The organism is Nonomuraea sp. NPDC004702 (assembly GCF_053601695.1).
In genome coordinates, this window is record NZ_JBSGCE010000025.1 from 56,316 (window position 1) to 75,366 (window position 19,051).

The 19,051-nt window shown below is 70.8% G+C and carries 16 protein-coding genes; 10 read left to right on the forward strand and 6 right to left on the reverse strand.

Annotation, left to right across the window (positions count from 1 at the left end):
* Positions 1–69: 69 nt before the first annotated feature.
* The 4 genes from ACWEJ6_RS28280 to ACWEJ6_RS28295 all read left to right on the forward strand — a co-directional run bounded on the left by ACWEJ6_RS28280 (position 70) and on the right by ACWEJ6_RS28295 (position 4,936).
* Positions 70–732 (forward strand): response regulator transcription factor, encoded by a 663-nt coding sequence (locus tag ACWEJ6_RS28280; RefSeq protein WP_452427533.1) that lies wholly within the window; start codon positions 70–72, stop codon positions 730–732.
* Positions 729–1,820, forward strand: a complete 1,092-nt coding sequence (locus ACWEJ6_RS28285) for a sensor histidine kinase (RefSeq protein WP_452427535.1) — start codon at positions 729–731, stop codon at positions 1,818–1,820. Before ACWEJ6_RS28280 ends, ACWEJ6_RS28285 begins: the two co-directional genes overlap by 4 nt.
* A 194-nt stretch (positions 1,821–2,014) precedes the next feature.
* Complete coding sequence (locus ACWEJ6_RS28290) at positions 2,015–4,327, forward strand: molybdopterin-dependent oxidoreductase (RefSeq protein WP_452427537.1); 2,313 nt, start codon at positions 2,015–2,017, stop codon at positions 4,325–4,327.
* 57 nt (positions 4,328–4,384) lie between these two features.
* A complete protein-coding gene (locus ACWEJ6_RS28295) occupies positions 4,385–4,936 on the forward strand; it encodes an EF-hand domain-containing protein (RefSeq protein ID WP_452427539.1) in 552 nt (183 codons plus the stop codon).
* 168 nt (positions 4,937–5,104) lie between these two features.
* On the opposite strand, the gene ACWEJ6_RS28300 is transcribed toward ACWEJ6_RS28295, so the two are convergent.
* Complete coding sequence (locus ACWEJ6_RS28300; RefSeq protein WP_452427541.1) at positions 5,105–5,632, reverse strand: MarR family winged helix-turn-helix transcriptional regulator; 528 nt, start codon at positions 5,630–5,632, stop codon at positions 5,105–5,107.
* Positions 5,633–5,726: 94 nt separating this feature from the next.
* Between ACWEJ6_RS28300 and ACWEJ6_RS28305 the strand changes: the two genes are divergently transcribed.
* Entirely contained in the window at positions 5,727–6,368 is a 642-nt protein-coding gene (locus ACWEJ6_RS28305) for an FMN-dependent NADH-azoreductase (RefSeq protein WP_452427543.1), read from the forward strand.
* Between the two features lie 212 nt (positions 6,369–6,580).
* Here ACWEJ6_RS28305 and ACWEJ6_RS28310 read toward each other — a convergent pair whose 3' ends face one another.
* On the reverse strand, positions 6,581–7,381 hold the full coding sequence (locus ACWEJ6_RS28310) for an alpha/beta fold hydrolase (RefSeq protein WP_452427545.1): 801 nt from the start codon (positions 7,379–7,381) through the stop codon (positions 6,581–6,583).
* On the opposite strand from ACWEJ6_RS28310, the gene ACWEJ6_RS28315 reads away from it, so the two are divergent.
* The 4 genes from ACWEJ6_RS28315 (at position 7,380) to ACWEJ6_RS28330 (ending at position 10,106) form a co-directional block, all read left to right on the forward strand.
* Positions 7,380–7,529 carry a hypothetical protein gene (locus ACWEJ6_RS28315; protein ID WP_452427547.1) on the forward strand — a complete coding sequence of 50 codons (150 nt, stop codon included), beginning with the start codon at positions 7,380–7,382 and terminating at the stop codon, positions 7,527–7,529. The genes ACWEJ6_RS28310 and ACWEJ6_RS28315 overlap by 2 nt on opposite strands.
* A gap of 336 nt (positions 7,530–7,865) precedes the next feature.
* Positions 7,866–8,795 carry an alpha/beta hydrolase gene (locus ACWEJ6_RS28320; protein ID WP_452427549.1) on the forward strand — a complete coding sequence of 310 codons (930 nt, stop codon included), beginning with the start codon at positions 7,866–7,868 and terminating at the stop codon, positions 8,793–8,795.
* 33 nt (positions 8,796–8,828) lie between these two features.
* Positions 8,829–9,284, forward strand: a complete 456-nt coding sequence (locus ACWEJ6_RS28325; protein ID WP_387673585.1) for a GbsR/MarR family transcriptional regulator — start codon at positions 8,829–8,831, stop codon at positions 9,282–9,284.
* Positions 9,285–9,293: 9 nt separating this feature from the next.
* Positions 9,294–10,106 carry a class I SAM-dependent methyltransferase gene (locus tag ACWEJ6_RS28330; protein WP_387673588.1) on the forward strand — a complete coding sequence of 271 codons (813 nt, stop codon included), beginning with the start codon at positions 9,294–9,296 and terminating at the stop codon, positions 10,104–10,106.
* Between the two features lie 71 nt (positions 10,107–10,177).
* Here ACWEJ6_RS28330 and ACWEJ6_RS28335 read toward each other — a convergent pair whose 3' ends face one another.
* The 3 genes from ACWEJ6_RS28335 to ACWEJ6_RS28345 are packed head-to-tail and all read right to left on the reverse strand — an operon-like array spanning position 10,178 to position 12,792.
* On the reverse strand, positions 10,178–11,362 hold the full coding sequence (locus ACWEJ6_RS28335; RefSeq protein ID WP_452427551.1) for an NAD(P)/FAD-dependent oxidoreductase: 1,185 nt from the start codon (positions 11,360–11,362) through the stop codon (positions 10,178–10,180).
* Positions 11,359–11,556 carry a ferredoxin gene (locus tag ACWEJ6_RS28340; protein ID WP_358295363.1) on the reverse strand — a complete coding sequence of 66 codons (198 nt, stop codon included), beginning with the start codon at positions 11,554–11,556 and terminating at the stop codon, positions 11,359–11,361. The genes ACWEJ6_RS28335 and ACWEJ6_RS28340 overlap by 4 nt, the downstream gene beginning before the upstream one ends.
* Before the next feature lie 21 nt (positions 11,557–11,577).
* Entirely contained in the window at positions 11,578–12,792 is a 1,215-nt protein-coding gene (locus ACWEJ6_RS28345) for a cytochrome P450 (RefSeq protein WP_452427553.1), read from the reverse strand.
* A gap of 448 nt (positions 12,793–13,240) precedes the next feature.
* On the opposite strand from ACWEJ6_RS28345, the gene ACWEJ6_RS28350 reads away from it, so the two are divergent.
* Entirely contained in the window at positions 13,241–13,882 is a 642-nt protein-coding gene (locus ACWEJ6_RS28350) for a mycothiol-dependent nitroreductase Rv2466c family protein (RefSeq protein ID WP_387673600.1), read from the forward strand.
* 584 nt (positions 13,883–14,466) lie between these two features.
* On the opposite strand, the gene ACWEJ6_RS28355 is transcribed toward ACWEJ6_RS28350, so the two are convergent.
* Positions 14,467–18,810, reverse strand: a complete 4,344-nt coding sequence (locus tag ACWEJ6_RS28355) for an nSTAND1 domain-containing NTPase (protein WP_452427556.1) — start codon at positions 18,808–18,810, stop codon at positions 14,467–14,469.
* Positions 18,811–19,051 lie beyond the last annotated feature (241 nt).

Sequence of the window (19,051 nt, forward strand, 5' to 3'; positions counted from 1 at the left end):
TTCTCGTCCCGGCGGCCGGTTCGGCCGCCACGTCCGCCCTCCGCGCACGGCGAGCGGCGGTGCGGGGCGGTGAGGGTGCTCGTCGTCGAGGACTTCGAGGTCCTCGCCCGCTCCGTCGGAACCGGGCTGCGCCGCGAGGGCATGGCCGTCGACGTCGTCCTGGACGGCACCGCCGCCCTCGACCGTCTGGCCGCCACCCGGTACGACGTGGTGATCCTCGACCGCGACCTGCCCGGCGTCCACGGCGACGAGATCTGCCGGCGACTCGCCGGCAGCCGCTGCGCGACCCGCGTCCTGATGCTCACCGCCTCCGGCACGATCGAGGACCGCGTCGACGGGCTGAGCCTCGGCGCCGACGACTACCTGCCCAAGCCGTTCGCGTTCGCCGAACTGGTCGCCCGCGTCCGCGCCCTGGGCCGGCGCGCCACCCCGCCGCTCCCGCCGACCCTGGCGTGCGGGGACATCACCCTCGATCCGGCCCGCCGTACCGCGTTCCGGGCCGGGCGGCGTCTTGAGCTGAGCCCCAGGGAGTTCGCCCTGCTGGAATGCCTGCTCGCCGTGCCCGGCCTGGTCATCTCCGCCGAGGAACTGCTCGAACGCGCCTGGGACGAGGCCGCCGACCCCTTCAGCAGCGCCGTCAAGCACACCATGCACCGGTTACGGGCCAAACTCGGCGACCCGCCCGTGATCGAGACCGTCCGCGAAGGCGGCTACCGCATCGGACCGTCATGACGCTCGCCAGAAGATCCCTGCAGACGCGGCTGGCGCTCGCCTACGCGGCGGGCTTCTACGCCGCCGGGGTGCTCGTGCTCGTCCTCGTCGCGGTCCCGCTCGCCGGCGTCGACGCGGCCACCCCCGTGGGCCGGCCCGCGGCGAAGGTGACCACCCAGTCCGGGATCGGCCTCCCCCAACTCCTCACGGGATCCGCCGTCGCCCTGATCCTGCTGATTCCCGTCGCCCTGGCTCTCGGCCGGCTCGTCTCCGACCGGTTCCTGCGCCCGCTGCGCGCCATCACCGCCACCGCCAGAACCATGTCCACCGGAAGCCTCCACCGGCGCCTCGACCTCGGTGAGCCCATGGACGAGCTGACCGAGCTCGGCCGCACCCTCGACGACCTGTTCGCCCGCCTGCAGGCCTCCTTCGACAGCCAACGCCACTTCGTCGCCAACGCCTCCCACGAGCTGCGCACCCCGCTGGCCGGTCTGCGCACCCTGCTCGAAGTCGCCGTCGCCGACCCCGACGCCGACACCGGCAGCCTGCGCGCGGCCTGCCAGGAGGCCGTGGCTCTGAGCGGAGACCAGGAGCGGCTCGTCCAGGCCCTGCTCACCCTGGCCACCAGCGAGCGCGGCGTCACCCGCTGGGACACCCTCGACCTCGCCCACGTCGTCGGGACAGTGCTCGCCTCCCGCCGCCGACAGGCCGCGGAACGCGGCATCGACCTCGCCGGACACCTGACGCCCGCGGTGACGGCCGGGGACCCGAGACTGATCGAGAGCCTCGTCGCCAACCTCGTCGACAACGCCATCCGCCACAACCACCCGGACGGGCACGTGGAGGTCACCACCCGGACCTCCGGCACGCAGGTGGCCCTCACGGTCACCAACAGCGGGCCGGTCATCCCCGCCGACGATCTCCAGCGCCTCTGCCGGCCCTTCCAGAGACTGGCGCCCGACCGTCATGGTCGCGGCGACGGCCACGGCCTCGGCCTCGCCATCGTCGACGCCGTCACGCGAGCTCACCGCGCCACCCTCACCGCCGACGCACGCCCCGAAGGCGGCTTGTCGGTCACCGTACGGTTCGCACAGACATCGCAACCCTGACATCCGGTGCCGCCGGCCCCGGTGCTGGACGAGGCGTCCGGGTCATGATGCAGCCGGTGCACCCTGACGTGGTTGAGCAACCGGGCATGGGGGAAAGTCTCCGTCCTGCGGGCCGTCGACTGGAGTGGAGGCCCCTGCGACGCCGGCAACCGCTGGTCGAGAGCGGGGGGGAACTTCAGGGATGGGGTGGATGCATGGTGGAACGACGCATGTCGGTCGCGACGCACTGGGGCAGTCTCATCGCAGTGGTCGATTCCGGGCGATTAGTACGAATTGAGCCGAGGGACGACGACCCCGTGCCGTCCCCCATCGGCCCCGGCATGGTGACGGCCGCCGACGACGGCGCTCGCGTGCTGCGCCCCGCGGTGCGCAAGGGCTGGCTCAACGGCCGGCCGCGCGTCCACGACACGGCCAGAGGCGCGGACGCCTTCGTGGAAGTGAGCTGGGACGACGCGATCACGCTGGTGAGCGACGAACTCCGTCGAGTGCGTTCGCAGCACGGCGACAGCGCGGTGTTCGGCGGGTCGTACGGCTGGGCGAGCGCGGGCGTGTTCCACAACGCGCAGAGTCAACTCCACCGGTTCCTGGCGCTGGGCGGGGGCTTCACCGACTCGCGCAACACCTACAGCACCGCCGCGTTGGAGGTCATCCTTCCCCATGTGATCGGCGGGCATCCCTGGAGCTACCAGTCACGGATGCCGATGTGGGACGAGATAGCCGGCAACTGTGAGCTCGTGGTGGCGTTCGGCGGGCTGGCACTCAAGAACAGCCAGATCAACCCCGGCGGGCTGGCCAGGCACCAGACGCAGAACCTGCAACGACAGTGCCGTGCGGCCGGGGTGCGGTTCGTGAACGTCAGCCCCATCCGCAGCGACGTCGCCGGCTTCCTCGACGCCGAGTGGCTGCCCGTCATCCCCAACACCGACACCGCCGCGATGCTGGGCATCGCCCACACGATGCTGGTCAACGGGTGGCACGATGAGGACTTCCTCCGCCGGTGCTGCGTCGGGTTCGACCGCTTCGCCTCGTACGTGACCGGCGAGCTCGACGGCGTCCCCAAGGACGCCGCCTGGGCGGCGAGGATCACGGGGATCGGGCGCGAGGCGATCGTCGACCTCGCTCGCCGCCTGACCGAGCGGCGTTCTCTCATCATGGTCAACTACGCGGTGCAGCGGGCGGACCACGGCGAACAGCCGATCTGGATGTCCGTCGTGCTGGCCGCCATGGCGGGCTCGATGGGCCGGCCCGGCTGTGGCTGGGGAGCAGGTTACGCCACGATGGACGCGACAGGCGTGGCCAGAGGCCGCCCCTCCGTGGCGGCGGTGCCCGGGGTCGCCAACCCCGTCCCGGACTTCATCCCGGTCGCGAGGATCGCCGATACCCTGCTGCATCCGGGCAGGACCATCGGCTACGACGGACGGCGCCTCACGTTGCCGGAGCTTCGCCTGATCTACTGGTGCGGCGGGAACCCGTTCCACCACCATCAGGATCTCCACCGGCTGGCCCGAGCCTGGCAGACCCCCGACACGGTGGTGGTGCACGAAGCCTGGTGGAACACCACGGCCAAGTTCGCGGACATCGTCCTGCCCGTCGCCACCAGCTTGGAGCGCGACGACTTCGCCGCCGGATTCTCCGATCCCCACCTCGTCGCGATGCCCAAGGTCCGCGAGCCGGCGGGAGAGTCACGCACCGACCATCACATCTTCGCCGCGCTGGCCTCCCGGCTCGGGTACGAGCAGGAGTTCACGCAGTCGCGCTCCGAGCTCGACTGGGTCCGGCACCTGTACGAGCAGACGCGGGCCGGACTCGGCGACGATGCCGCGTTGCCGGACTTCGACGACTTCTGGCACAGCTCCACCGCCGAGCTGCCGGCGTTGACCGGACCGTTCCCCGGCAGCTTCGAGGCGCTCCGCGCAGATCCGCGGCGTTTCCCCCTGCCGACGCCGTCGGGCCGGATCGAGATCTTCTCCGAGGAGATCGACTCGTTCGGCTACGACGACTGTGCCGGGCATCCGAGGTGGTTCGAACCAGCGGAGTGGCTCGGCGCCGACCTGTCGAGCCGGTTCCCGTTGCATCTGATCTCGAATCAGCCCGCCTCACGCCTGCACAGCCAGTACGACAACGGTGGCCACAGCCTCGATTCGAAGATCCGTGGCCGTGAGCCCGTGACGATGAATCCGTCGGATGCCGCGTCGCGCGGCATCGAGAACGGCATGATCGTACGCATCCACAACGACCGGGGCAGCTGCCTGGCGGGCGCGATCCTGTCCGACGACGTCATGCCAGGCGTCGTCCAGCTGTCCACCGGCGCGTGGTGGGATCCGGTCGAGCCGGGCGTGAGCGGAACACTGGACCGCCACGGCAATCCCAACGTCCTCACGGCGGATCGGCCGTGCTCGCAGCTGTCCCAAGGGCCGAGTGCTCTCAGTGCGCTGGTCGACGTCGAGCCCTACGACGGCCCTCATCCCGACGTGCTCGCCTTCACCCCGCCCCGCCTCGAAGGTTGACGCCAAAGCCCTCCGGCCGCTTGCTTTACCGTAATCGATCGAATACTTTGCGTAATCGTGACTCGACTGCGAAACCTCAAGTACGGCCAGTGGTTCAGGGGCGCCGATGTCGACGGCGACGGGTTCATCACCCAGCGGGACGTCCGGATGATGAGCGAGCGTTACATCGCCGTCCGCGGCGCCGCGCCTGACTCCGCGACCGCCCGCCTGCTCACCGAGAGGATGGACGCCTTCTGGACGCACGTGATCGCCCCGATGGATCACGACGGTGACGGAAAGGTCGATCTGCGGGAGATGACCGAAGGGTTCAGGCAGGCCCTGACCGACCGCGCCCTGTACCCGGCACAGATCGAGCCGGTGACCAACTGCTTCTTCGACCTCGCCGACCTCAACGGAGACGGCTGGATCGACCAGGCGGAGTTCCAGCAGATGTTCGACTCGGTCGGCGGCGTCCCCGGCGAGGACTGCGCCGCGGTCTTCGCCGCCCTGGACCGAGACGGCTCCGGCGTGCTGGACCGCGCCGAGTTCCACCAGGCGGTCACCGAGTTCTTCTACGGCGACGACCCGGACGCTCCCGCCAACCACCTGTTCGGCAGGGTCGCCGGCTGACGGCCCCACGATGCCCCCCGGGCACCAACGTTGCGGTCTTCAGCAGTCCCGATCGACCACGGCGGCAGCCTGGTCGGCCTCGCCCGTGCTCCGGAGGCGCGATCCGCACGTCGGCGCGCTACTCGGTGAGATCCCGATGCCCTGCGACGGCGCCCTGAGGCTGCCGGATCAGCAGTCACTGCTCTCCCGGCACGTCTCGGGCGCCTCCGCCATGGTGACGGCGGTGATCGCCCGGGCGGCGTCGCCGAGTGCGGCGAGCTGCTCGGGCGTCAGCGCGTCGACCACGAGACGGCGTGCCTCTCGGACGTGACCGGGGGCGATCTCCTTGAGCTTGGCGAGGCCGGCGTCGGTGAGCCGCGCCTCCGTGTGACGGCCACCGCGGTTGGGCAAGCTGTGCCGCTCGACCCAGCCGGACCGCTCCAGCCGGGTGACCGCGTGGGAGATCCGCGAGAGCGACCCCCGCGCCAACGCGGCCAGGTCGCTGAGCACCAGCGTGCGGTTGGGCGCCTCGGAGAGAGCCGCGAGCACGTGGTACTCGAAGCTGTTCACGCCGGCGTCGCGCTTGAGCTGCGCGTCCAGCGCGGGCGGCAGGGTCATGATCAGCGCGATCACCGCTCGCCAGTCGCGCTGCTGGTCGGACGACAACCATGGCACGTTGTGCTCGGAGGGGGTTCCGCGGGCGGGCTCGGTGCTCACAGATCAACTCTACCAGGCGATTTGAATATTCAAGTGGTGCGACATACTGTCAACTTGAACATTCAACTAGCACTCACCCGTCAGGGAGATCCCCATGTCCGTGCTCCGTGTCGACGCCACCATCCAAGGCGACCGCTCCGCCAGCAGCGCGCTCGCCGACCTCGTCCTCGACGAGCTCCGGGCCGCCCGCCCCGGGGTGCCGGTGGTACGGCGTCACCTCGGCCAGGAGCCGCTGCCGGCGCACATCTGGGAGGCCGCGATCTCCAGCCGTCACATTCCGGAGGAGGGCCGCACCCCCGCGCAGCGCGAGGCACTCGCCACCGCGGAGCGGCTCGCCGCCGAGCTGCAGCGGGCGACGAGCGCCGTGCTCGCGATGCCGCTCTACAACTTCGGCGTCTCGCAGCACGCGAAGACCTGGATCGACCTCGCGATCGCCGGGACGCCTCAGGGCATCCGCCTGCTGGAGGGTACGCCGACCGTCCTGGTCACCACTCGGGGCGGCGCCTACGGCCCTGGCACCCCGCGCGCGGGCTGGGACCACAACATCGACTACCTGCGCCGGATCCTGGTCGACATCTGGGGCGCCGACCTTACGGTGGTCGAGCGCGAGTTCACGCTCGTCGGCGTGAACCCCGCCCTGGACGAGTTCACCGAGATGGCGGCGATCATGCACAAGACCGCCGAGGAGGCGGCGGGCGAGGCCGGCCGAGCACTCGCCGCCCGGTACGCCGCCTGACCTACCGCGGCAGCGAGCGCAATGACCATCCCTGCCCGCGGCGACCGCCCCCGAGATCCCACCCGGAAGGGACCGAGCTCGTGGTCAGAAGCCTGTGAGCCCGATCCCGATTCCCGCACGGCCCGGCTCCGTGCCCGCCGAACCGCCTGCGGCGGCGCCCGGCGGCCTTCGACGTGGCCGCGGTTCGACCGCCAGCCGTCCCCGGCTGCTTGTCAGATCGCGGCCTTGTCCAGAATGGCGGCCACCTCATCGGCCCTGTACAGGAACCCCACATGTGACGTGTCCAGGGTGTGCACGTCGTACGGGTTGCCGGGTGTCAGGGCGTCCGCTTCGGCGATCAGCCTGTCCTGCATGGCCACCGGCAGGGATCGGTCGCCGGCCAGGCGGACGTAGGTGCGGGCGATCGTGCCCCAGGTGGCGGCGTCGACGCGGGCGTCGGCCGTCATCACCGCGATCGATTCGTCCGGCTGCAGGATGTTGAGGAAGGCACGGAACTGCTCGTCGCTGACGTCCGCCATGGTGGCGGCCTTGAGCGCGTCGAGCAGTTCCGTGTCCGCGGTGCGATAGTTGGCCCGGCCGACGCCGAGCCGGGCGGGGTCGCCGACGTTGAACGCCGCCAGCGGCCCCATCAGGTTGTCGGCGAACTCGGGCTCCTGCATGTACTCGATCGGGTTGGCACGCTGCACGCACGACCAGGCGGAGATGTAGACGAGCCGATCCACCAGGTCAGGGATGGCGTTGCCCACACCGCTGATGGTCAGGCCGCCGAGGCTGGCCGCCACCAGCACCACGGGCCCGTGCTCGGCCACCCGCCGGACCACGTGGACGACCGCGTCCACGTTGTCCTGCAGGGTGACGTCGGCCAGCGTGGACGGCTCGGCCGCCCACGCGTCGAGGTCCTGGGGGGCCTGGTAGGCGAGCGGGTACTGCGCGTCGAGGCCATGGCCCGGCAGATCGACGGCGTAGCTGCGGTGGCCGAGCAACGCCAGCTCGCGTTGGACGGGAGCCCACATGAAAGAGCTGCTGCCGGAGCCGTGGACCAACACGAACGTGGGCGACGACGAGTGGTTGGAGTCGGATCGCATGAAGAACAGTCCGTTTCGTGCGAAGGCATGGCGAACATGCCCGCGTTGCGGGAACGGCGTGCGGCTGCGGGCGTAACCCATGCGGTGCGCGGCTTGCGCCACAGCACCTGTCTGCGGGATCGCCGCAGATTGCGCTGGTCGCTGATCGACCGGCGGGCAGCCGCTTCAGCTGTTACGAAGACGGATGAACTTCTCGATCATGCCTGAGAGCGTACCAGCGGTCGGTGCCGCGCATGCGTCCCGGAGCGACCTGGAGGAGTTGCCGCGCCGCCGACCTGACGGCAGGGCGTCCCCCCCGCCGTCCGCCCGAAGAGCACCGCGACGAGACCACCACATGAGGGGTCGAATCTGTTGAAGTTGCTAGTTATTTCAGTCATGATTGAAATGACTAGCCTCTACTAGGGAGCGCGCGATGGAACACGTGACCTTCAACAGCCTCGGCACCCGCTGCGCGGGCGATCTCTACCTGCCGGAGACGAGCGATCCGGTCCCCGGGCTGGTGCTCGGGCACAGCGGGGTGATGGTCAAGGAGGCGCTGGCGTTCTTCGCGCCGCACTTCGTCAAGGCCGGCTTCGCGGTGCTGGCCATCGACTACCGCACGGTCGGTTCCAGCGAGGGCGAGCCGCGCGGCCTGGATCACCCGGAGCGGCAGGTGGAGGACTTCCGCAGCGCCGTGTCCTACCTGCGGACCCGTCCCGAAGTGCAGCCGGAGCGGATCGGGGTGTGGGGGGTGAGCATCGGCGGCTCGGTGGCGGCCCAGGCCGCCGTGCTCGATCGGCGCATCAAGTGCGTAGTGGTGCAGAGCCCCAGCGTGTGGGACGGATGGCGGTACACCGAACGTCTCCTGGGCCGCGCCGGCGTTCACGCGCTGCGCGACCGGCTGGAGCAGGACTGGGAGCGGCGCTACGCAGGCGAGCCGAGCGCTCGCGTGCCGCACCTGACGCTGGAGGGTGACAATGTGAAGGACGCTCCGGACATGTCGACCCGCCTGTTTCCCGCCTACCGCAACGAGAAGACCCTCGACTCAGCCGAGCACCTGCTCACCTTCGCCCCGGAGAACCTCATCCACCGGCTCGCGCCGACGCCGCTGCTGATGATCGCCAACGGCGGCTGGGACCCGTACCACATGCTCGAAGAGGCGCAGAGCGCCTTCGCCAAGGCGGGCGAGCCCAAGCGCCTCGCGGTGCTGCCGTACGACGTGCTCGGCCTCTACACCGGGCCCGGCCTGCAGGAGGCGATGGCGCTCGCCATCGACTGGTTCGACCTCTACCTGCGCAGGACCGCGCTCGCCGGCCGCACCCCAGCACCCACCTACGAGTCGGTGGCCGCCATGACACAGTGAACCGGCACACGATCACCAAGGGAGGACGCGACGATGAGCGCTGAGGAACAGCAGGACCGGCTGCTTCGATGGGTGGAGCGGGTGTCCGCATTCTGCGTCGAGGAGTGGGGGCTGCCGCCCATCACCGGACGCATCCTCGGCTGGCTGATGATCTGTGACCCGGCCGAGCAGTCCGCCGGCCAGATCGCCGAGGCCATCCAGGCCAGCCGGGCCTCGCTCACCTCGAACATGCGCTTCCTCACGGCCATCGACCTGGTCGAGAAGGTGCGAAGGCCCGGGGATCGCACCTCCTACTACCGCATCGAGGACGACGCCTGGCAAAAGGTCATCCAGCGCAAGCTCGACAGCCTGAGCGCGTTCGGCGAGATCGCCGACGAAGGGCTCGACCTCGCGGGCGGCGAGGGGCGGCGCACCGAGCGCATCAAGGCCGCCCACGACTCCCTGACATGGCTGCAGAACCTCGCGGCCCACCATCCGCTACGCCGTTAAGGAATCTCCATGCACCGCTGGAAACCCGAGCTCGGGCTGATCCAGGAAACGCTGCTGCTCACCCTCCACGCAAGAGCCCTGGACGCCGGGCTCCCCCATCCGATCCTCGGCGACACGCTCTCCGCCGACCTGGCCGGCACCATCGACTACGACTTCGGCAGGCTGAAGGTCAAGCCCAGCCTCGTCCTCACCACGGCACTGCGCGCCAGGAAGCTCGACGACGTGGTCCGCGCCTACGTCGCCGCTCACCCCGGATGCGTGGTGCTCGACCTGGGCTGTGGCCTGGACACCAGGATGTCCCGTTGTGCTCCGCCGCCGGGCGTCGACTGGTACGACGTCGACTTCCCCGAAGTCGTGAACCTGCGAGCCGAACGCCTGCCCGGCCGTTCCCACCTGGTCGGAGCCGACCTCACCGGCTCCGACTGGCTCTCGGCCGTCCCCGGTGACCGGCCGGCGATGATCGTCGCCGAAGGGCTGCTCCCCTTCATGCCCGGCGACTCCTTCCAGGCCATGACCCGCGCGCTGACCGGCCATTTCCCCGCGGGTGAGCTCGCACTCAACGGCTACACCCGCTTCGCCGCCTGGGCCATGAAGTACCACCCGGCCATCAAGGCACTCGGCATCAAGGCCGCCCAGGGCTTCGACGACCCGCACGAACCCGAGTCCTGGGACGCCGGCCTCGAGCTGATCGAGGAGCAGGTCCTCTCCCGCGCTCCGGAAGTGGCCCGGTTCCCGCAACCCCTGCGGGCGCTGACCCGTCTCACCGCCCGCAGCACGACCTTGTCCCGGCAAGGGGCACGCGTTCTCCGCTACCGGTTCTGAGCCTGGGCCGGGCCCCGTTCGTCGGGCAAGGGCCGGCGATTCGTCGTCCTCGTCCCGGACGCCGCAGGTCTTCACTCGGTGGCCTGGCGCCACGGGGTCCGCTCGGCGACGTGTCGGCGGAGGTCGCGGGCCTGCCGGGGCAGGTTCCAGGTCATGGCGCCGATGACGTGGCCGTCCCTGCCGTACAGGCCGGCGAACCGGCCGGTGGCGGGGTCCCCGGCGACGACCTGGAACCGGGCGTCGCCGCCTGTGACGCCGTGGACCTGGATCTTCACGTCGTACTGGTCGGTCCAGAAGTAGGGCACGGGTGCGAAGGGGGCCTGGCCGCCGAGGAGCGTCCGGGCTGCGGCCGTGCCCTGTTCGGTGGCGTTCAGCCGGTGTTCGACGCGCAGGCGGCCGAAGCCGGGGTGCCGCCAGGAGGCGACGTCGCCGGCGGCGACCACGCCGGGCGCGGCCCGGCACCGATGGTCGCACGTGACGCCGTCTGCCACGTCCAGGCCGCTGCCGGTCAGCCAGCCGGTCGCCGGGGCCGAGCCGACGGCGACGAGCACCAGGCCGGCCGGGACGTGCGTGCCGTCGTCCAGATCGACCCCGTTCACCCGGCCGTCGTGGCCGGTCAGGCCGGTGACCAGGGCGCCGGGACGCAGGCGGACGCCGTGCCTGGCGTGCAGGCCGGCCAGCAGCCGCGCCACCCGGTCGCCGAGCCGGTCGATCAACGGCGCGCCGAGCGGATCGACCAGGGTGACGTCCAGGCCGAGCCGCCGGGCGGCGGCGGCGACCTCCGTACCGAGGAAGCCCGCGCCGACGACGACCACCGACCGGGCGGCGAGCAGCCCCTCCCGCAGGGCGAGGGCGTCGTCGAGGGTGCGCAGCACGTGCACGCCGCCGAGTTCGTGCCCCGACGGCAGCCGGCGCGGGACGACGCCGGTGGCGATCACCAGCCCGTCGTAGGGCAGGACGCCGCCGTCGGACAGGGCGAGCTCGCGCGCGCCGGTGTCGAGGGCGGTGGCGGCGACGCCGAGCCGCCAGTCGGCCCCCAGCGCGGCGCGGGCCTCGTGGCGGCACAGCGTCACGCGGTCGGGCGCCCACCTGCCGAGCAGGATCTGCTTGGACAGCGGCGGCCGGTCGTAGGGCTCCCGCCGCTCCGCGCCGACCAGGGTCAGCGAGCCGGTGAATCCGTCGCGGCGCAGGGCCTCGGCGGCGGACAGACCCGCCGCCGAGGCGCCCACGACCACGATCCGGGAGGGACGGCTCACGACGCGCCCAGCGTGATCGCACGGGCCGGGCAGATCCGGGCGGCCTCGCCGACGCCCTCGCGCAACCCCGGTTCCGGGCTGTCCCGCAGCAGGACGACGATGCCGTCCTCGTCACGCTGGTCGAACACGTCGGGACAGACGAGGACACACTGCCCCGAGCCGGTGCAGGCGTCCTGATCCACGGTGACCTTCATGTGCTTGACTCCCTCGCTCGATCACCAGGTGACGGGCAGTTCGCGGACGCCGTAGAAGACGGCCTGCTGCTTGAACGCCAGCTCCTCCAGGGGCACGGCCGCCGCCAGCGTGGGGACGCGCCGGTGGAGCGTTCCGTGGACGACCTGCAGCTCCACCCGGGCCAGCGACTGCCCCAGGCACTGGTGGGCGCCGAACCCGAAGGCGACGTGATGGCGGACCGCGCGGCGGACGTCGAGGACGCCGGGGTCCGGGAAGGCCGCCGGGTCCCGGTTGGCGGTGCTCTTCACCACGACGATGCCCTCGCCCGCGCGGATCGTCGTGCCACCGACCTCAAGGTCCTCGCGGGCGACGCGGCGGGCCTCGGTGTGGGTGATGGACAGGTAGCGCAGGAGCTCCTCGACGGCGTCGGCCACCAGCGCCGGGTCGCCGTCGCGCACCGCCGCGAGCTGGTCGGGGTGCGTCAGCAGGGCGGCCGTGCCGAGCGCGATCATGTTGGCGGTGGTGTCGTGCCCGGCCACCAGCAGGAGCTGGCCCATCGTGGAGATCTCGGTCAGGGTCATCGCGCCCGTCCGGTACTGCTCCACGGCCAGCCTGCTGAGGACGTCGTCGCCCGGGTCGTCGCTCTTGGCCGCCACCAGCGCCTCCAGGTAGCCGTTCAGCTCCTCGGCGGCGGCCAGGGCCCGCGCGGGGTCGCCCTCGTCCATGACGAGCTCGGCCGCCGCCCGCTGGAAGAAGGCCCGGTCCGCGTAGGGCACGCCGAGCAGTTCGCAGATCACCAGGGACGGGACGGGCAGCGCGACCGCCCGCACCAGGTCGGCCGGGTTGGGACCGGCGATGAGGTCGTCGATGAGGTCGTCGACGATCCGCTGGATCCTGGGCCGCAGCGCCTCCATCTTCCTGATCATGAAGTCGGCGGTCAGCAGGCGCCGGTGCGCGGTGTGCTCGGGGGCGTCCATCTGCATCAGCGTCTTCATCCGCGCGTCGCGTGCCTTGCTCACCGCGTTGGTGTGCGGGAAGCCGGGCTCGGCCACGTCGACGCTGACGCGCGGATCGGCGAGCACCGCGCGGACGTCGTCGTAGCGGGTGACCAGCCAGGGGGTGGTGCCGTCCCACAGACGGACGCGTGAGACGGGCGCTTCCGCGCTGCGCCGGGTCAGCTCGGGCGCCGGGTCGAACGGGCGGTCGGTCGCGCGGGGCATCGGGAACGTCACCGGATCCGGCAGGGCATCGGTCATGATCTCTCCTCACCTCGGTCGTGCGGTCCGCGCAGGGCCGAGGACGGCCGCCGGCGGGAACCGTCGTGGTCCGCAGCGCTCATACGTCAAGGCTGTCGTTGAACCAGCCCCGGAGACTTCCGCCCGGGAGCGCCGGAGGGGCGGGCGGGAAAGCCTCAACCGGCGGTGGAAGCTGGGCGCACGGTCGCTCAGATCGGGATCCTGTCCAGCGCGACGTCCATCGGCGGAGGTCGGGCACAGCCGCCGGCAGTACTCGCCGGCGGCTCAGCACGCCGTGACCGCAGCCGGCGTGATATACAACCAGGGCGAACGCCGGCCCGCTCTTCGACCTTCTGGGCACCATCCCGACGGCCAAGCACCTCATCCTCAGCCTGCCCAGCCACGAACCCGACACGTTGCCGGCGCACGCCGCCCTCTGCGAGATCGGTCCGAGAGGAAGGAAGGCATCATGACGACCACGGAAGAGCCGGAGCTCGTCGAGGTCCCGTTCTGGTTCGACCCGCTGTGCCCCTGGGCGTGGGTCACCTCGCGCTGGCTGCTGGAGGTCGAGAAGGTACGGCCGGTGCACGCCGACTGGCGGGTCATGTCGCTGGCCCACCTGAACCTCGTCCAGCGCAAGGGCGAGGGGATGAGCGAGGACTACCGGAACCAGATGGAGAAGGCCTGGGGGCCGGTGCGGGTCTGCGCGGCCGCCGCCGAACACGCCGGCCGCGGCGTTCTCGGCCCGCTGTACACCGCGATCGGCACCCGTTTCCACAACCAGAAGCGTCGCGACGACCCCACCGTCATCACCGAAGCCCTCGCAGAGGTGGGCCTGCCCGCCGCGTTGGCGGCAGCCGCCGACAGCGACGAGCTGGATCAGCTCATCAGGGACTCCCACGATGAGGCCTTCAACGAGGTGGGGCTCGACGTCGGAACCCCCGTTCTCCGCGTCGGCGGCATGGCCCTGTTCGGCCCGGTGATCAGGCAGGCGCCGCGCGGCGAAGCGGCCGGCAGGCTCTGGGACGGCCTGGTCCTGGTCGCCGGGACGGAGGACTTCTTCGAGCTCAAGCGGAGCCGGGGGCGGGGCGTCAGACCGTCCTTCGACTGAGGGACCCCACGGCAGCGCGGTACATACCTGGCTGGTGATCTTCCCGGCGAGCAGGCCGAGGGCGATGTAACCGGTAGTGGAGTAGGCCCACTGGCCGCCGGGGCGAAGGTGGGCGGCGGGACGGTGCCGCCGTCGATGAACTGCTGGGGCATGTAGGTGGTGATGGCCAAGCGGCGGAAGCCGTTGGGGTTGTTCTTCCCGGCGGCGGCGTAGTAGGCGAGGCCGCTGGCGTGGTTGAGCAGCATCCGGGCGGTGATCTGTCCACTGCATGACAGCAGGCCGGGCGGGTCCCGGCGATCAGGGCGTCCATGTCGGACCTGCGTGGCTGGCCAGTTGCAGGATGAGGGCGGCGAAGGTCTTCGTGACGCTGCCGATGCGCCACCGTGCGACTGCTGGGCCCGGGGGGTATGCAGGCGTCACTGCCTGGCCCGCGTGGCTCTGGACAGCGACGCTGACGCGTGTTTCATCTGGCGCTGTTCGCCTGCTGCGTGGCTGGAGGTAGACGGCATGGACCGACTGCGCCGTGCCGCCGAAGTCGGGCACCAAGTCGCTCCAGGGCGGTCCTGTGTGGCCGGATCAGGTGTCTACTTCTGGCAGACGGGCCGGAAGCTCAGTTCGGGTACGTATTTGGCCCATTGATCCCGGGTGAGTGAGCGAGCGGCAACGCCGCACACGGCCGCGAGGAGATGCGAAGCATCAGGAAACCGCACATCCCATAGCTGTACGGTGTCGTCGTCGCCTGCGGTGGCCAGCGTGCGGCCGTCAGGACTGAACACCACCGACTGCACCGACTTGGCGTGGGTTTTGATGGGGTCGCCTATCGAGGCTCGGGTGGCGGTGTCCCACAGTCGTGCAGTGTTGTCGTCGCCTGCGGTGGCCAGCGTGCGGCCGTCAGGACTGAAGGCCATAGACCACACTGACCCGGTGTGGGCTTTGATGGGATCGCCGATCGCGGCTCGGGTGGCGGTGTCCCACAGCCGTACGATGCCATCTCCGTCGGCGGTGGCCAGGATGCGGCCATCAGGGCTGAACGCCACCGACCGCACCGTCCTGACGTGGGCTTTGATGCGATCGCCGATCGCGGCTCGGGTGACGGTGTCCCACAGCCGTACGATGCCATAACCGTCGGCGGTGGCCAGGATGCGGCCATCAGGGCTGAACGCCATCAACGTCACCGACTTGACGTGGGTTTTGACGGGGGCGCCGATCGGAGCTCGGGTGGCGGTGTCCCACAGCCGTACGGTGCTGTCGTCGCCTGCGATGGCCAGGAGGCGACCGTCAGGGCTGAACGCCATCAACGTCACCCCCTTGGTGTCGGCTTTGACGAGGTCGCCGATCGGGGCCCGGGTTGCGGTGTCCCACAGTCGTACGGTGCTGTCGTCGCCTGTGATGGCCATGATGCGGCCGTCAGGACTGAACGCCACCGACTGCCCCGTCCTGGTGTGGGTCTTGATGGGGTCGCCGATCGGGGCCTGAGTGGTCGCGTCCCACAGCCGTACGGTGCCGTCTCCGCCAGCGGTGGCCAGAGTGCGGCCGTCGGCGCTGAACGCCACCGACCGCACCGACCCGATGTGGGCTTTCTCGAGGTCGCCGACCGCGGCTCGGATGGTGATGTCCCACAGCCATATGCCGCTGTAGCCGGCGGTGACCAGGGTGCGGCCGTCAGGACTGAACGCCATCGACGAAACCATCCCGGTGTGCCCCTTGATCGGGGCACCGATCGGAGCATGGGTGGTGGTGTCCCACAGCCGTACAGTGCCGTCGACGCCCGCATAGGCCAGGATGCGGCCATCAGGACTGAACGCCACCGACCACACCCAGAGTGTGGCATCTTGCATGGGGAAGCCGATCGGGGCTTGGGTGGTGGTGTCCCACAGCCGTATGGTGCTGTCTCCGTCGGCGGTGGCCAGGGTGCGGCCGTCGGAGCTGAACGCCATCGACGACACGGACTTGGTGTGGGCTTTGATGGGGTCGCCGATCGGGGCTCGGGTGACGGTGTCCCACAGCCGTACAATGCCGTCTCCGTAGGCGGTGGCCAGGGTACGGCCGTCAGGGCTGAAGGACACCGGCCACGCCTTGGTGTGGATTTTGATGGGGTCGCCGATCGCGGCTCGGGTGACGGTGTCCCACAGCCGAACGATGCCGTCATCGACGCCGGCGGAGGCCAGGGTACGGCCGTCAGGGCTGAAGGACACCGACCACACCCTGGTGTGGGCTTTGATGGGGTCGCCGATCGCGGCTCGGGTGACGGTGTCCCACAGCCGAACGATGCCGTCATCGACGCCGGCGGAGGCCAGGATGCGGCCATCGGGGCTGAAGGCCACCGACTGCACCCTTCCGGTGTGGGCTTTGATGGGGTCGCCGATCGGGGCTCGGGTGACGGTGTCCCACAGTCGTACGGTGCCGTCGTAACACGCGGAGGCCAAGATGCGGCCGTCAGGACTGAACGCCACATCATCGGCTCGCACGGCCAGGCTTCCGCGGTAGGGGTGACGGAGAATGTTGAGCATGCCGGCCTGGGCCTCGGGGATGGTGGGACTGATCGTCCCGGCGGCGGCGGCGAGCAACGCGGGAAGGGCGGGATCGCTGGTGAGGGTGTGGTCGGCGGCGAGGCTTTGGCTGCGCTCGGTCAGACGGCGGGACACGGCGGCGTCGCGCTGCAGATCGGCGGTCCGCTGGGCGCGGACCGCTACGGTGGCTGCGGCGATGGCCAGGATCAGCAGGGTGGACAGGGCGGTCAGTGCGGCCCTGCGGAGGCGGGTCGCGCGGGTGGCCTGGGCGGTGCTGGCGGCCAGGAATGCCTGGCTGGTGGCGTGCGGGGTGGGGAAGGTGTCCGGTTCTTCCTGAGCGCGTTGCTGGAGTTGCAGCAGCGCGCTCAGGCGGGGTCCGCGATACAGCAGGGCTTGCTTGCCGGCGCCCTGGGGGTGGGTGGACCAGTCGTCGGCGTCCTTGTCGAGCTGGTCGAGGAGGATCTTGGCGTCCAGGTAGGGGTCGAGCCAGTCGCGCAGCCGAGGCCAGGCGGTCAGGACCACCTCGTGGGAGATCTCGGCGGAGTCGGGTTCGACCCGCACCTTCGGTTCCCTGTCACCCTCCCGCATGTCTGGCTCGGTCTCGTCCTCGGCCGCTGGCCGGCTGGTGGTCTTGCTGAGGGCGATGAGCCGCTGGGCGGCGAAGGCTACCAGCACGTCGTCGACCGCTGCCGGATCCCCCGGGGCCAGGTGGGCGAGCTGGGCGCGGGGGACGGTCCGGCGTGCCGGACCGCCCGGGGCCGACAGTGCGACCAATCGCGTGAACAGCTTGCGTGCGATCTGCCGCTGAGCGGGGGTGAGTTGCCGGTATACATGCTCGGCGCTGTGAGAGACCGCGCCGGTCACGCTGCCGGACCGGCCGTAGTCGCGCAGCGTCAGGTGGCGCTTGTCGCTCTCGTGGTAGGTGTTGCGCAGCGCCTGGGAGAGCAGCGGCAAGGCGGCGGCCTCGTAGCGGCGGCCATGGTCGGCCGGGCGCAGGTCTGCCAGGATCGTCTCGGTCAGGCCGGGTTCGATCTCCAGGCCAGCGGCGTGGGCGGGGCCGATGATGGCACGGCGCAGCTCCGGTTCGCTCATCGCGCCGACGACGAACAGGCCGTTGCCGAGCGCGGCGGCCAGTTCCGGGTAGGCGGCCAGCCGGTCGGTGAAGTCGCCGCGGACCGCCGCGACCACCACGGCCGGCGGCGGCTGTTCAGAGGGGCCGGCGCTGGAGCTCATCGCGTGCAGGGCGGTGATGAACGCGCGGCGCTCCCGCTCGATCACGGCCGAACCGCCGTCGTCGCCGGCGTGGGTGAACAGTTCCTCGAATTGGTCCACGACCAGCACCAGCCGGGCCCGGGCGCGGCCGTCGGCGTGCCGGTGCCGGGCTGCGGCCAGCACCGCCTGCCGTACGGTCAGCGCGCTGTCGTGCGGCCGGTCGGCCAGCTGGCGGCGGATTTCGGCCGCGCCCCGCCCGCCCAGCGCGGCCAAGTGCGTGGCCAACTCGGTCAGCGCGTCGCCGCCGGGGGTGAGCACAAGCTGCGGCCAGCGCGCCGAGCCGTCGATCGCGCCCCGGGTCAGCGCCGGCAGCAGCCCGGCGCGCAGCAGCGAGGACTTGCCCGCCCCCGACACCCCGGATACCACCAGGACGCCACCGCCGGCCGACCGGGCGGCCACTTCGGCGACCAGGTCGTGGGTCAGCTGCTCGCGACCGTAGAAGATGTCGGCGTCGCTGATCCGGAATGGCTCCAGCCCGCGGTACGGGCAGCCGGAGCGGCCCGGCGACGGACGACTGGGCCCGCGCCTGGACGCGCGATCGGACTGCGGCAGCCGGGCGATCATGTCGCGGATCAACGTCAGCTCAGCAAGCTGCTGCTGGGCCGTCTGGCTGCCGGCGCGTAACAGCGCTCCCTGGCTGGCCTGCTCGCCGATCAGCCGGTCGAAGCCGTCCAGGACCGAGCCGAGCAGGAAGCGCAATTCGCCGAAGTGCTCGGTCATCACCTGCAGGGCGTGGGCGAGGCCGTCGTGGTTCTCGGCCCGCATCGCCTCCAGCACCAGACTGCCCGCGTCGACCTGCTCCAGGAGCTTGGCGATGTCCGCGCTCAACGCCGCGTCCCCCGCCGTCAGGCGGGCCTCCAACTGCTCGGCCAACTCGTCCTCGAAGGAGGTCTCGGGTCGGCCGCGGACCCGCTCCAAGGCGTTCTTGATGACATCGGTGAGTGTGTTGGCCCCGACGTTGGCCAGCACTCCCAGACCCGCCTCGCCCAGTCCCGAGCCGAACTCCGCGAACGCGCCCGCACACAGCAACGCCACGACCGCCGGAGGCGTCGCGGTGCGAGCGCCGCGTGCCAACCGTGCCAAGGCCGCCCGCAGACCGGACCGTAGTCGGCGCACCTCGTCCAGTTGTCGGTCGGAACTGTTCATGGTCTGCCCCCCACGTCACGACAGAAGCCGGCCCCGACACATGATCCCTCGTATGCGATCCCTCCACAGGCGATTCAGACCGAACAGCAGGCTCCACCTCGGCCATGGCTCCAGCACCGTCCCATGACCAGGGCACCGCGCTGCTGGCTCATCACCCCCGCCGCCCTCGTCGGCCCAGACTCCGTTGCCAGGCTGTACTGCAGGCAGCCGTTCAAAGAGATCGGCCCCGGCAAAGTGACGC